The sequence below is a fragment of the Pseudomonas sp. FFUP_PS_473 genome, assembly GCF_002858665.1.
GTDB lineage: Bacteria > Pseudomonadota > Gammaproteobacteria > Pseudomonadales > Pseudomonadaceae > Aquipseudomonas > Aquipseudomonas defluvii.
Genome location: NZ_PJQQ01000022.1, coordinates 35,781 through 49,483, shown reverse-complemented (window position 1 = coordinate 49,483; position 13,703 = coordinate 35,781). Strand labels below are relative to the sequence as shown.

The window sequence follows — 13,703 nt, the reverse complement described above, 5'->3', positions numbered from 1 at the left end:
GGTTACAGGGTCAGGTCACGCAGCAGGAGGCCGTACTCCAGGTTGACCTGCTCAGGAATCGGCAGGTAGACGGTATGGCCATCGCCAGGGGCAACCTCGATCGGTTGGCCCTGGCGATTGCGCAACTGATGCAGGTCAAAGTGGTAGTTGCCGCGTGGCGTCATCAGTTCAAGGTGATCGCCAAGGCCAAAGCGGTTTTTTACCTGCACTTCGGCCAGCCCATCGACCCGCTCACCGGTCAGCTCGCCAACGAACTGCTGGCGTTCAGACTGCGAGTTGCCACGTTGGTAGTTCTGGTACTCGTCATGCACATGGCGGCGCAGAAACCCCTCGGTGTAACCCCGTTGCGCCAGTGACTCCAGATTGAGCATCAACGAGCGGTCGAACTCGCGGCCTGCTACGGCGTCATCTATTGCCTGGCGGTAGGCCTGAGTGGTGCGTGCGCAATAGAAGTGCGATTTGGTGCGTCCCTCGATTTTCAGCGAGTGAACGCCCATCTTGGTCAAGCGCCCGACGTGCTGTACCGCCCGCAGGTCCTTGGCGTTCATGATGTAGGTGCCGTGCTCGTCTTCGAATGCCGGCATCTCTTCGCCAGGACGGTTGCTTTCTTCCAGCAGGAAGACTTCATCGGTCGGCGCGCCCAGGCCCAGTGTCGGCTCGACTTCGCGGACGATCTCACCGGTTACATTTTCCGTGGCCGGTGTGGCGCTGTACTTCCAGCGGCAGGCATTGGTGCATGAGCCCTGGTTGGCGTCACGCTTGTTGAGGTAGCCGGACAGCAGGCAGCGCCCGGAATACGCCATGCACAGCGCGCCGTGAACGAACACCTCCAGTTCCATTTCGGGAACCTGCTGGCGAATTTCCTCGATCTCCTCCAGCGACAACTCGCGGGACAGGATGACCCGGGTCAGGCCCAGCCCGCGCCAGAACTCCACGCTGGCCCAGTTCACCGTGTTGGCCTGTACGGAAAGATGAATCGGCATCTCGGGGAAATGCCGACGAACCAGCATGATCAGGCCGGGGTCGGACATGATCAGTGCATCCGGGCCCATGGCGATCACCGGCTCCAGGTCCTTGAGGAAGGTTTTCAGCTTGGCGTTATGCGGTGCGATGTTGACCACCACATAGAACTGCTTGCCCTGGGCCTGGGCTTCCTTTATGCCGATGGCCAGATTCTCATGGTCGAATTCGTTGTTGCGCACCCGCAGGCTATAGCGCGGTTGCCCGGCATAGACCGCGTCGGCGCCATAGGCGAAGGCATAGCGCATGTTCTTGAGGGTGCCGGCAGGGGCAAGTAATTCGGGTTTGGCGAGGCTGGTCATGGGAGATCGGGTCGCAGCTGAAAAAGGCGCAGAGGCTACCTCACTGCGCCGCTGCTTTTATTGATCTACAGCAATGCCCGGGTGCGGGGCCACAGGATCAGGTGGCCCCACTATGGGTAATGGTTCAGCGCAGGCTGTAGGACACGCCAACGTAGGCCCCGAAGCCCTCGCCGGGTGTCGAGCGGGCGATGTCATTGCCGTGGTCGTTGTAGCCCGGTGTCACGGTGGCGGCATACCGCTTGTTGGTCAGGTTGCGCAGGTCCAGCCAGGTTTGCCAGTCGTTTTTCGGCGCGTTGAAGCCAAATGTCGCCCCCAGCAGTGCATAGGCGTCGGCGGGGTAAGAGTTGGCGTAGTCGACCTGTACCTTGGAGGCCATCTGCGTATTGAGCCCGGCGTAGAAGCCCGTCGGATGATCGAAGCGCACTTCGGCCTGGTAGAAATGCATCGGAATGCCGGGCAAGCGGTTGTCACCGAAGGCGTCGTCATCACGGTAGTGGAAATCGCTGAAGGTGTAGGCCTGACGCAACGACACCTTGCCCACGGCAGCACGCTCCCAGAGCAGGCTGTTCAGGCCGGCTTCGATGCCCTGGTGGATCGTAGGGCTGGCGTTGATTTCGGCCCAGGTGTCGGGGCCAGTCTCTACTGTCAGCAACTCATGGCGTACCGCAGCGTAGTACCAGGCCAGATCCCAGCGCCCCAGTGCTGAGTCGCCACGGGCGCCAAGCTCAAGGGTGGTGGCGGTCTGATTCTGCAGTTCGACGGGGGTTTTCTGAAGTGTGGCGGCCGGGCCGCTGGTGAAGCGTTCGTTGGCACTCCAGATCAACGCCCATGGGTGTGGCGGCTCGACCGAGCGGCTGAGGTTGCCGTAGACCTCCAACTGCGGGTTGAAGGCGTAACGCAGACCGACGCGCGGGGCATAGTCCCAGTCGTGCTGGCTGACCTTGCCGCCATCGGCGGGATAGCTGACATCGCTTTCCCGGCGGGTGTAGATCAGCGCCAGGCCGGTGGTCAGCCACAGGTCCGGCACCAGTTCCAGCTCGTTGCTGGCGTGCAATACGTTGTCAGAGCCCTGATAGCTGAAGTCGCGGGTTTTGGTACCGATTGGGGTGTTGAGGTTAGTACCCTGTTGCACCCGTACATACTCGGATGCGCCGCTATTGGGCAGGTGCTTGGTCGACCGCCAGCCGATCGAGGTGTTGCTCTCGCGGTCGAACAGGGTGTCTCGACGGAAGTAGCTCAACGTACCACTGACATCGGTGTAGGCCACTTTCAGGCGGTTCAGGCCTTCACGCAGGTCCATCGGGTAGTCGTGATACACCAACCCGGCCTCCAGGCGTGAATCGTCATCCAGAAAGAAGGTGGTCTTGTTCGCCAGCCAGGTGCTGCCCGGCTGTGGGCGGCTGGCGTCACGGGAGAGGTAGGTCGGGTTGGCAGCCCGTGGATCATGCTTGATCTGTGCTTTGGTCAGGCGCCCGGCCAGGTCGTTCTCGGTTTCCCGATAACGCAGGTAGAAGCGGGTTTCCAGGTTCGGGTTGAAGCGGTAGCCGACGTTGGCGGCGATGCCTTTGCTGCTGCCGCTGCTGTGATCCTGATAACCGTCGTATGCCGAGTCGGTAGCCGCCACGTAGTAATCCAGGTCGCCCAGCACCTGGCCGGAACTGATCTGGCGTTTCATGTAGCCACGGCTGCCGGCTTCATAACGGACTTGCAGGGGCGCTGCGTCATACCCGGTGTGGGTGATGTAGTCTATGGCCCCGCCCAATGCCAGCGCGCCCTTGTCGAAGCCATTGGCCCCGCGCAGCACTTCGGCGCGGCTCAGCCACAGCGGTTCGAACAGTTCGTAAGGGGTACCACCGGGGCCAGTCAGTGGCAGGCCGTCGAACAGGGTGTACACCCCCGAACCGTGGCTGCCCGGTGCGCGGTTGATGCCCGAGCCTCGAATCGACAACTTGACCCCATCATTACCCGCGGACTGCGCAAATACACCGGGCTGGTAGGCCAGCACATCCTGGTTGCTGGCAACCCGGCCTTGCTCGACCTGCTGCATATCCACCAGATTGGTCCCGCCCGGCACCCGCTGCAGGCGCTCTTTGGCCGACGCCAGTTCGCTCTGTTCCTGCTCCTGAATCAGCACCTGACCCAGTTCGACAGCGTCGTCGGCCTGTACCGTGGTGGCGCAGACGAACAGCAGCGCCAGTGGAGAGCGGGGGAGGGTGGATCGCATTATCAAGAATTCCAGGTTATGAGGCGGCTATCTGACGCCGCAACTACAAGACGAAGCACAGTCGTTGCCCGGAAAACAAAACACCCCGCCGAGGCGGGGTGTCTGTTGTTACTGAAGCGATTGTTACCTGGGCGATCAACCGATCAGCTGAAACCCGGCGTGTTGGACCATGTCCAGCAGCGGCTGCGGGTACACGCCCAGCACGAAGGCCAGGATCGCGATGGCCAGCAGCATGACGCCGCCAGTGCGCTGTTCCCAGTTCAGCGGGGCATCGTGACGACGCAGGTTTGGTTCGATCAGGTACAGGGTAACCATGACACGCAGGTAGTAGAACACGCCGATGGCGCTGCCCAGTACCAGGGCGCCGACCAGCCACCACAGCTGCGATTCGACACCGGTCGCAATGATGTAGAACTTGCCGATGAAGCCTGCGGTCAGCGGGATACCTGCAAGCGACAGCATCATCACGGTCAGTACGGCGGTCAGGTACGGACGGCGCCAGAACAGGCCGCGATACTCGTACAGGGCGTCAGCGTCACGGCCGTTGTACGGCGACGACATCAGGGTGATCACACCGAAGGCACCGAGGCTGGTGATCACGTAGGTGACCAGGTACACGCCGATGGCTTCCATCGCCAGGCCCTTGCTGGCCACCAGGGCAATCAGCAGGTAACCGAAGTGGGCGATGGACGAGTAACCGAGCAGACGCTTGAGGTTGCTCTGGGTCAGCGCCAAGAGGTTACCGATCAGGATCGAGGCGACGGCGATTACCGACAGCACGGTGGTCAGTACGCCGCTGCTGGCCGCCGGCGAGATCAGGAACAGGCGTACGACCACGGCGAACACTGCAACCTTGCTGGCGGTGGCCAGGAACGCTGCGACCGGTGCTGGCGCACCTTCGTAAACGTCCGGGGTCCACAGGTGGAACGGTACCAGCGACAGTTTGAATGCCAGGCCAACCAGCATCATGCCCAGGCCCAGTTGAGCCAGCAGGCTTGGCATGCCAGTGGCTGCCAGTGCCTTACCAATACCGGTGAAGGTCAGGCTGCCAGCGTCAGCGTACAGCAGGGCCATACCGAACAGCAGGAAGGCCGAGCCTGCGGCCGACAGCACCATGTACTTGATGCCGCCTTCCAGCGAACGCTTGTTGAAGAACGCGTAAGCCACCAGGCCATAGACCGGTACCGAGAGCAGCTCCAGGCCGATGAACAGGCCGGCCAGGTGCTGTGCACAGACCAGTACCAGGCCGCCGAGGGCTGCCATCAGGATCAGCAGGTACAGTTCTTCACGGTTGCCCGGGTAGCCTTTACCGCTTTTGCCTTCACCCAGGTAGGCGTGGGCGAGGGTAACGCAAGCCAGGGTGGCGACCAGGATCAGCGCCATGTACAGGCAGGCGAAGTTGTCGACGGTCAGCAGCGGGGTAACCGCCAGGGGTGTGACTTTCAGGGTTGGAATAATCGACAGCAGGGCCAGGTTCAGGCCTACGGTCGACAGCAGGAAGGTTTGCGAGTGATTGCGGCGCCAGGCGATGGCCAGCATCACCACAACAATGGTGATACTGGTAATCAGCAGCGGCGCAAGCGCGATAAAGTGTTGAATCGTCAGGTCCATAGCGCTCTTACCGGGCCGAAGCGAGTTGAGTGAAAGCGGTGCCGAGCCACTGCTGCACACCACTCATGGTAGCGGCAGAGGTGTCGAGGAACGGCTGCGGGTAAACGCCCAGCAGGATCAGCAGGCCAGCCAGGCCCAGCACCATGATCATTTCGCGAGTGTCCATACCAGCCAGGACTTCATCGGATTTCGCCGGACCGAAGTAGGCACGGTGGATCATGATCAGCGAGTAGACCGAACCGAAGACCAGGCCGCTGGTAGCGATCACAGTCACCCATGGCGAGCTGACGAAGCTGCCGATCAGGATCAGGAATTCACCAACGAAGTTACCGGTACCTGGCAGGCCCAGCGACGCGGCGGCGAAGAACAGGCTGATGGCTGGCAGGTAAGCGATACGGTGCCACAGGCCGCCCATCTGACGCATGTCACGGGTGTGCAGGCGTTCGTACAGTTGGCCACTCAGGATAAAGAGTGCTGCAGCCGACAGACCGTGTGCGAGCATCTGGATCACAGCACCTTGCAGCGCTTGCTGGCTGCCGGAGTAGATACCGATCAGCACGAAGCCCATGTGCGAGACGCTGGAGAACGCGATCAGGCGCTTGATGTCGGTTTGGGCGAAGGCCAGGAATGCGCCGTAGAAAATCCCGATCAGACCGAGGGTCATGGCGATTGGCGCGAATTCCGCCGAGGCATTCGGGAACAGCGGCAGGGCGAAACGCAGCAGACCGTAGGCAGCGGTTTTCAGCAAAATACCCGCCAGGTCCACGGAACCTGCGGTAGGTGCCTGGGCGTGAGCGTCAGGCAGCCAGGAGTGGAACGGTACAACCGGCAGTTTCACCGCGAAGGCAATGAAGAAGCCCAGCATCAGCAGGTACTCGGTACCGGCTGGCAGTTCGGCCTTGAGCAGTGTGCTGTAGTCGAAGGTCAGTACGCCGGTGGTGTTGTAGTTCACCAGTACCAGGCCCAGGATCGCCACCAACATGATCAGGCCGCTGGCCTGGGTGTAGATGAAGAACTTGGTTGCTGCGTAGATCCGGGTCTTCTTGCCGTCTGCCGAGCTGTGACCCCAGAGCGCGATGAGGAAATACATCGGCACCAGCATCATTTCCCAGAAGAAGAAGAACAGGAACAGGTCCAGGGCCAGGAACACCCCGACCACGCCGCCCAGGATCCACATCAGGTTGAGGTGGAAGAAGCCGACGTGGCGCTGGATCTCTTTCCACGAGCAGAGGACCGAAAGCACACCGAGCAGGCCGGTGAGCAAGATCATCAGCAGCGACAGGCCGTCCAGGCCCAGGTGCAGGCTGATGCCGAAGCGCTCGATCCAGAGCACTTTGTATTCGACAGTCCAGGCAGGCTCGGTACCCGGTGCCGGGGCGAGGGTGTAGTCACCGTGTGCCCACAGCCAGAGGCCGATACCGAGCAACAGGGACATGGTCAGCAGCGCAATCCAGCGTGGCAGGGTGGCGCCGAAGCGCTCACCCAGCCAGCACAGCAGGCCGCCGATGAAGGGGATCAGGATCAGCCAAGGCAAAATCATGACGGGCTCAATTCCTTTCGCAAAGTCGCAAGGTTCATATCAGACCGCAGCCAACAACACAGCGCCGAGAACAATCACGGCACCTGCGGCGATCGAGGCGGTGTACCAGCGCAGCTGACCGGTTTCGGTACGGCTCATGGCAGCGTGGCCACCACGTGCCAGACGCGGCACCAGACCAATGCTGCGGTCAACCGGGTCCTTGCGCAGCACATGGCTGATCAGCAGGTAAGGTTTGACGAACAGCTTGTCGTAGATCCAGTCGAAGCCCCAGGCAGCGAACCACCAGGCCGACAACACGCGACCGATGCCGCTGTTGGCGATGGCCGTTACCAGGCGACGTTTGCCCAGGAACAGCACGGCTGCCAGCAGGATACCGGCGATGGCAATGGCGCCCGAGGCGATTTCCAGGCTGTGCTTGGCTTCGCCGCCGGCATGGCCGGCGCTCTGCGGCAGTACACCGGCCAGTGGTGGATGAATCCACGCACCGACGAAGGTGGACAGTACGATCAGCACGCCCAGCGGCAGCCAGTGGGAAATACCGTGGCCAGCATGGGCTTCGGTCTTGGCTTCGCCGTGGAAGGCGATGAAGATCAGGCGGAAGGTGTACAGCGAGGTCATGAAGGCACCGACCAGGCCGGCGTACAGCAGACCGTTGTTACCACTGGCGAAGGCTTCCCAGAGGATTTCGTCCTTGGAGTAGAAACCGGCGGTCAGCAGCGGCAGGGCAGCCAGGGCGGCACCACCGACGATGAAGCTGGCGTAGGCCAGCGGCAGCTTCTTCCACAGGCCACCCATCTTGAAGATGTTCTGCTCGTGGTGGCAGGCAACGATGACCGCACCGGAGGCAAGGAACAGCAGGGCCTTGAAGAAGGCGTGGGTCATCAGGTGGAAGATCGCGCCTTCCCAGGCGCCAACGCCCAGGGCCAGGAACATGTAGCCGATCTGGCTCATGGTCGAGTAGGCGAGGATACGCTTGATGTCGGTTTGAACCAGCGCGGCGAAGCCAGCCAGTACCAGGGTGACACCGCCGACCACGCCGACCAGGTGCAGCACGTCCGGCGCAAGGGCGAACAGGCCGTGGGTACGGGCGATCAGGTAGACACCGGCGGTCACCATGGTCGCGGCGTGGATCAGTGCCGAAACCGGGGTTGGGCCCGCCATCGCGTCAGCCAGCCAGGTCTGCAGTGGCAGTTGGGCGGATTTACCGACCGCGCCGCCCAGCAGCATCAGGGTGGCCATGACGATCCAGAAGTCACCGGCCTTGAAGTGCTCCGGTGCGCGTACCAGCAGTTCCTGGACGTTCAGGGTACCCAGTTGCTGGAACAGGATGAACAGGCCGATGGCCATGAACACGTCGCCGATACGGGTCACGATGAAGGCTTTGAGTGCGGCATTACCGTTGTTGCGGTTGCTGTAGTAGAAACCGATCAACAGGTAGGAGCACAGGCCCACGCCTTCCCAACCGAAGTAGATGAACAGCAGGTTGTCGCCCAGGATCAGGAACAACATGCTGGCAATGAACAGGTTGGTGTAGGCGAAGAAGCGCGAGTAGCCCGCTTCACCGCGCATGTACCAGGAGGCGAACAGGTGGATCAGGAAGCCGACGCCGACCACCACACCCAGCATGGTGACCGACAGGCCATCCAGGTACAGGGTGAAGTTGGGTGCGAAGCCGTCTACCGACATCCACTGCCACAGCAGCTGGCTGTACGCACCGCCTGCAGGCGGTGCAACGTTGAACTGCCAGATCACGTAGGCCGCGACGATGGCCGAGAGGCCTACCGAGCCAACGCCGATCAGCGCCGAGAGGTTCTCCGAGAACCGTCCGCGCGAGAACGACAGCAGCAGGAAGCCGATCAGGGGAAATACGAAAGTCAGAAAGAGAAGGTTCATCCGCGCATCTCACTGGCTGCATCGATATCGAGAGTGTGGAAGCGGCGATACAGCTGCAACAGGATCGCCAGGCCAATACTGGCCTCGGCCGCTGCCAGGCTGATCACCAGGATGAACATGATCTGTCCATCCGGCTGCGCCCAACGGCTGCCCGCGACAATGAACGCCAGTGCCGAGGCGTTCATCATGATTTCCAGGCTCATCAGCACGAAAAGAATGTTGCGGCGCACCATCAGCCCGACCAGACCGAGGCAGAACAGGATGCCGGCGACGGCCAGGCCATGTTCGAGAGGAATTGCAGGCATGTCGTTACTCCTTCGCCTCGTTGCGGCCGAGGTGGAATGCCGTTACCGCTGCAGCGAGCAGCAGCATCGAGGCCAGTTCCACCACCAGCAGGTAAGGGCCGAACAGGCTGATGCCGACGGCCTTGGCATCGACAGTGGTGTGGCCGATGCCAACACCGCTTTGATTGCCGAACAGCACATAGAGCAGTTCCAGCAGCAGCAGGGCGCCGAGGAACACCGGCCCCGCCCAGATACCGGGCTTGAGCCAGTCGCGCTCCTGGCGAACCGAAGCCGGCCCCAGGTTGAGCATCATCACCACGAAGACGAACAGCACCATGATGGCGCCAGCGTAGGCGATCACTTCCAGTACGCCGGCAAACGGCGCGCCGAGGGCGAAGAAGGTCATCGCCACGGAGATCAGCGAAATGATCAGGTAGAGCAGGGCGTGTACCGGGTTGGTGTTGGTGATCACCCGAAGGGTGGACACCACAGCGACACCGGATGCGAAATAGAAAGCGAATTCCATCTTTCTTCCTTAAGGGAGCAAGCTCTTCACGTTGATCGGCTCGGCTTCGTTCTGCGCAGCGCCTTTCGGCTTGCCGGCAACCGCCATACCTGCAACACGGTAGAAGTTGTAATCAGGGTTCTTGCCGGGGCCGGAGATCAGCAGATCTTCTTTCTCGTACACCAGGTCCTGACGTTTGAACTCGGCCATTTCGAAATCCGGCGTCAGCTGGATCGCGGTGGTCGGGCAGGCTTCCTCGCAGAGGCCGCAGAAAATGCAGCGCGAGAAGTTGATGCGGAAGAACTCGGGGTACCAGCGACCGTCGTCGGTTTCGGCTTTCTGCAGCGAGATGCAACCGACCGGGCAGGCCACGGCACACAGGTTGCACGCTACACAGCGCTCTTCACCATCGGGGTCGCGGGTCAGGACGATGCGACCACGGTAGCGCGGTGGCAGGTAGACCGGCTCTTCCGGGTACTGCAGGGTGTCGCGTTTGCGGAACCCGTGGGAGAACACCATCACCAGGCTGCGCAGCTGGGTGTAGGTGCCTTTGATGATGTCAAAAATGTACTTCATGCTCTATATCCTCACTGAACCGCGCCGGCCGGCGTGTTCAACAACACGAGCGCGGCGGTCACCAGCAGGTTGATCAGGGTCAGCGGCAGGCAGAACTTCCAGCTGAAGTCCATCACCTGGTCATAGCGCGGGCGCGGAATCGAGGCGCGCAGCAGGATGAACAGCATGATGAAGAACGCGGTCTTCAGGGCAAACCAGAGGAACGGCAGTTGCGGCAGGATGCCGAACGGGCCGTGCCAGCCACCGAAGAACAGCGTTACCAGCAGCGCCGAGATCAGGATGATGCCGATGTACTCACCGACGAAGAACATGCCCCATTTCATACCGGCATATTCAATGTGGTAACCGTCGGCCAGTTCCTGTTCCGCTTCCGGCTGGTCGAAGGGGTGACGGTGAGTCACGGCAACGCCGGCGATGAAGAAGGTGCAGAAGCCAAAGAACTGCGGAATGATGAACCACAGGTTCTGCGCCTGGTAGTCGACGATGTCGCGCATGTTGAACGAGCCAACCTGCGCCACGATGCCCATCAGCGCCAGGCCCATGAACACTTCGTACGACACGGTTTGGGCCGAAGCCCGCAGGCTGCCGAGCAGTGCGTACTTGTTGTTCGACGACCAACCGGCGAACAGTACGGCGTAGACCGACAGGCCGGCCATGGCGAAGAAGAACAGCAGGCCGATGTTCAGGTCCGCGACACCCCAGGTCGGGGTGATCGGGATGATCGCGAAGGCAATCAGCAGAGCACTCATGGCCACGACCGGCGCCAGGGTGAAGATCACCTTGTCGACGAAGGGTGGGTTCCAGTCCTCCTTGAAGAACATCTTCAGCATGTCGGCAGCGATCTGGAACATGCCGAATGGGCCGACGCGGTTCGGACCGTAACGGTCCTGCCACCAGCCCAGCAGGCGCCGCTCGACGAAGCTGAGCAGCGCGCCGCAGACCACCACGGCCAGCAAGACCACGATGGCCTTGACGACGGTGATGATCACATCGATCACTTCAGGGGTGAACCAGGTCATTGTGCTGCCTCCTGCAGGCCTTCGACGGTGTGACCGAAGATGGCTGGCGGGATACCGGCCAGGCCTTTCGGCAGGGCAACCAGGCCAGCGCCCAGTTCCTCATTGATACGCAGCGGCAGACGCAGGGTCTGGCCGGCGACGTTCAGGCTGAGCATGGCGCCGTCGTTGACACCCAGGCGGTCGGCTTCGGACTTGGCCAGGGCGACGTAGGCTTGCGGGATACGCTCTTGCACCGGTGCTGCGCGCGAAGAGTTCTCTTCACTGCCGAACAGGTGATAGAACGGCACCGCTTGCCAGGTACCACGAGCCGGTGCGAAGGCGCCAGGAATGTTGGCGAACCAGTTCAGCTTGTCGCCCTGGCTTTCGATCAGGCGGGTGCCCGGATCGCCAGCGCGCAGGTGACCACCGACTTCGTCCTGGAACTTGTTCCAGGCTTGTGGCGAGTTCCAGCCCGGCGACCAGGCAAACGGCACTTGCTGACGCGGTTCAACCGAACCCGAATAACCTTCCATGGAGAAGGCGAATGCGGTGTCCTGGTCTTGTGGAGTACGCGGCTCGTGTACGCTGATGTTGGCGCGCATGGCGGTACGACCGGAGTAGCGCAGCGGCTCGCGGGCCAGTTTCAGGCCTTTGATACGGAATGCCGCCGACGGTGCCGCGTTGACGATGCCCGCCAGTTGCGGGGCCGCTGTTGCGCAGGCGCTGGTGACATGGTCCAGTTGGGTCCAGTCCACCGGCTTGTTCAGCAGGGTCGAGCGCAGGGCGTGCATCCAGCGCCAGCCTTCGTGAACCAGGATCGAAGCGTCCATGTAGGTCGGATCGAACACCTGGAAGAAACGCTGGGCGCGGCCTTCGAGGCTGACCAGGGTACCGTCGCCTTCAGCGAAGGTAGCCGCAGGCAGCACCAGGTGGGCGCGGTCAGTGGTCGGAGTCTTCTGGTGGTCCGCAACGATGACAACCTTGGCGGCCGCCAGCGCAGCATCGACCTTGGCCGCTGGCAGGCGGCTGTACAGGTCGTTTTCCAGTACGACGATGGCGTCGGCTTTGCCGGAAATCACGGCATCCAGCGCGGCATCGGCCGAGTCACCGCCGAGCATGGCAAGCCCGAGGCTGTTGGCTTCAGGGACGACCAGGCTCAGGGAGCCATTCTTCTCGCGCAGCTTCAGCGCCTTGGCGATGTTGGCGGCGGCTTCGATCAGGGCCTTGGAGCCCAGCGAAGTACCGGCAACGACCAGTGGGCGGTTGGCAGCGACCAGGGCATCGGCGATGCGCTTGGCCAGGGCCAGGGCTTCGGTGTCCAGGCCTTCAACGGCAGGGGCGCTTGGGTCGATGGCGTGGGCGACGGCGAAACCGAGGCGAGCCAGGTCATCCGGGGATGCGTGTACGCATTCTTCGGCGACGTCATCGAGCTTGGTTTCGGCCAGGCTGGCGATGAACAGCGGGTACATCGCGTGTTGGCCGATGTTTTTCACCGCAGCGTCGAGCCAAGGCTGAACACGCATGGCCTCGGCCATGGCCTCGGCCTTGCCCTTGACCGACTGGCGCAGGGCCAGGGCAACGCGGGCAGCTGTTTGGGTCAGGTCTTCACCGAGGACGAACACGGCATCGTGGTCTTCCATCTCGCGCAGGGTTGGCACCGGCAGCGGGCTGTCGTTCAGCACCTGCAGAACCAGGCGCACCTGCTCAAGTTCAGCGGCTTCCATACCCGAGTAGAAGTGTTCGGCACCGACCAGTTCGCGCAGGCCGTAGTTGCTTTCCAGGCTGGCGCGTGGCGAGCCGATACCGACGATGTTGCGACCACGCAGCATATCGGCCGCTTGATCGAGGGCGGCGTCCAGGCTCAGTTTCTGGCCATTGGCGAGCAGCGGCTGGCGTGGGCGGTCTTCACGGTTGACGTAGCCATAGCCGAAGCGGCCACGGTCGCACAGGAAGTACTGGTTAACGGAGCCGTTGAAGCGGTTCTCGATACGGCGCAGTTCGCCATAACGCTCACCCGGGCTGATGTTGCAACCGCTGGAGCAGCCATGGCAGATGCTCGGGGCGAACTGCATGTCCCATTTGCGGTTGTAGCGCTCGGAGTGCGTCTTGTCGGTGAACACGCCGGTCGGGCAGACCTCGGTCAGGTTGCCGGAGAATTCGCTCTCCAGGGCACCGTCTTCGACGCGGCCGAAGTAGACGTTGTCGTGGGCACCGAAAACGCCCAGGTCAGTACCGCCTGCGTAGTCCTTGTAGTAACGCACGCAACGGTAGCAGGCGATGCAGCGGTTCATCTCGTGAGCGATGAACGGGCCGAGTTCCTGGTTCTGGTGGGTACGCTTGGTGAAACGGTAGCGGCGCTCGTTGTGGCCGGTCATTACCGTCATGTCTTGCAGGTGGCAGTGACCGCCTTCCTCACAGACCGGGCAGTCGTGTGGGTGGTTGGTCATCAGCCATTCGACGACGCTGGCGCGGAACACCTTGGCTTCTTCGTCGTCAATGGAGATCCAGCTGCCATCGGTGGCGGGGGTCATGCAGGACATGACGATACGACCACGCTTGTCGTTCTCGTCGGTGTACTGCTTGACCGCGCACTGGCGGCAAGCACCGACGCTACCGAGCGCCGGGTGCCAGCAGAAATAAGGAATGTCGAGGCCGAGCGACAGACACGCCTGTAACAGGTTGTCTGCGCCGTTGACTTCGAGCTCTTTGCCGTCTACGTGGATAGTGGCCATGGTTCAAAGTTCTTCGTT

10 protein-coding genes are annotated in these 13,703 nt (G+C 61.9%); all 10 read right to left on the bottom strand.

All coding sequences use genetic code 11. The annotated features are described in order from the left end of the window. Positions 1–2: 2 nt before the first annotated feature. Entirely contained in the window at positions 3–1,322 is a 1,320-nt protein-coding gene (gene yegQ, locus CYD26_RS16175) for a tRNA 5-hydroxyuridine modification protein YegQ (RefSeq protein WP_099775296.1), read from the bottom strand. Positions 1,323–1,446: 124 nt separating this feature from the next. Further along, complete coding sequence (locus CYD26_RS16170) at positions 1,447–3,546, bottom strand: TonB-dependent receptor domain-containing protein (RefSeq protein WP_102053059.1); 2,100 nt, start codon at positions 3,544–3,546, stop codon at positions 1,447–1,449. Between the two features lie 135 nt (positions 3,547–3,681). Then, complete coding sequence (nuoN, locus tag CYD26_RS16165) at positions 3,682–5,157, bottom strand: NADH-quinone oxidoreductase subunit NuoN (RefSeq protein ID WP_065758530.1); 1,476 nt, start codon at positions 5,155–5,157, stop codon at positions 3,682–3,684. A 7-nt stretch (positions 5,158–5,164) separates the two neighbouring features. Continuing rightward, a complete protein-coding gene (gene nuoM / locus CYD26_RS16160; protein WP_065758531.1) occupies positions 5,165–6,697 on the bottom strand; it encodes an NADH-quinone oxidoreductase subunit M in 1,533 nt (510 codons plus the stop codon). A 39-nt stretch (positions 6,698–6,736) separates the two neighbouring features. Next, positions 6,737–8,590 carry an NADH-quinone oxidoreductase subunit L gene (gene nuoL, locus CYD26_RS16155; RefSeq protein WP_065758532.1) on the bottom strand — a complete coding sequence of 618 codons (1,854 nt, stop codon included), beginning with the start codon at positions 8,588–8,590 and terminating at the stop codon, positions 6,737–6,739. Further along, positions 8,587–8,895 carry an NADH-quinone oxidoreductase subunit NuoK gene (gene nuoK, locus CYD26_RS16150; protein ID WP_028944232.1) on the bottom strand — a complete coding sequence of 103 codons (309 nt, stop codon included), beginning with the start codon at positions 8,893–8,895 and terminating at the stop codon, positions 8,587–8,589. The genes nuoL and nuoK overlap by 4 nt, the downstream gene beginning before the upstream one ends. 4 nt (positions 8,896–8,899) lie before the next feature. Further along, positions 8,900–9,400 carry an NADH-quinone oxidoreductase subunit J gene (gene nuoJ, locus CYD26_RS16145; RefSeq protein WP_065758533.1) on the bottom strand — a complete coding sequence of 167 codons (501 nt, stop codon included), beginning with the start codon at positions 9,398–9,400 and terminating at the stop codon, positions 8,900–8,902. A gap of 9 nt (positions 9,401–9,409) precedes the next feature. Beyond that, complete coding sequence (nuoI, locus tag CYD26_RS16140) at positions 9,410–9,955, bottom strand: NADH-quinone oxidoreductase subunit NuoI (protein WP_065758534.1); 546 nt, start codon at positions 9,953–9,955, stop codon at positions 9,410–9,412. Positions 9,956–9,966: 11 nt separating this feature from the next. Further along, positions 9,967–10,974, bottom strand: coding sequence for an NADH-quinone oxidoreductase subunit NuoH (nuoH, locus tag CYD26_RS16135; RefSeq protein WP_065758535.1), 1,008 nt, complete (start codon positions 10,972–10,974; stop codon positions 9,967–9,969). After that, entirely contained in the window at positions 10,971–13,685 is a 2,715-nt protein-coding gene (nuoG, locus tag CYD26_RS16130) for an NADH-quinone oxidoreductase subunit NuoG (RefSeq protein WP_102053058.1), read from the bottom strand. Before nuoG ends, nuoH begins: the two co-directional genes overlap by 4 nt. Between the last annotated feature and the right edge of the window lie 18 nt (positions 13,686–13,703).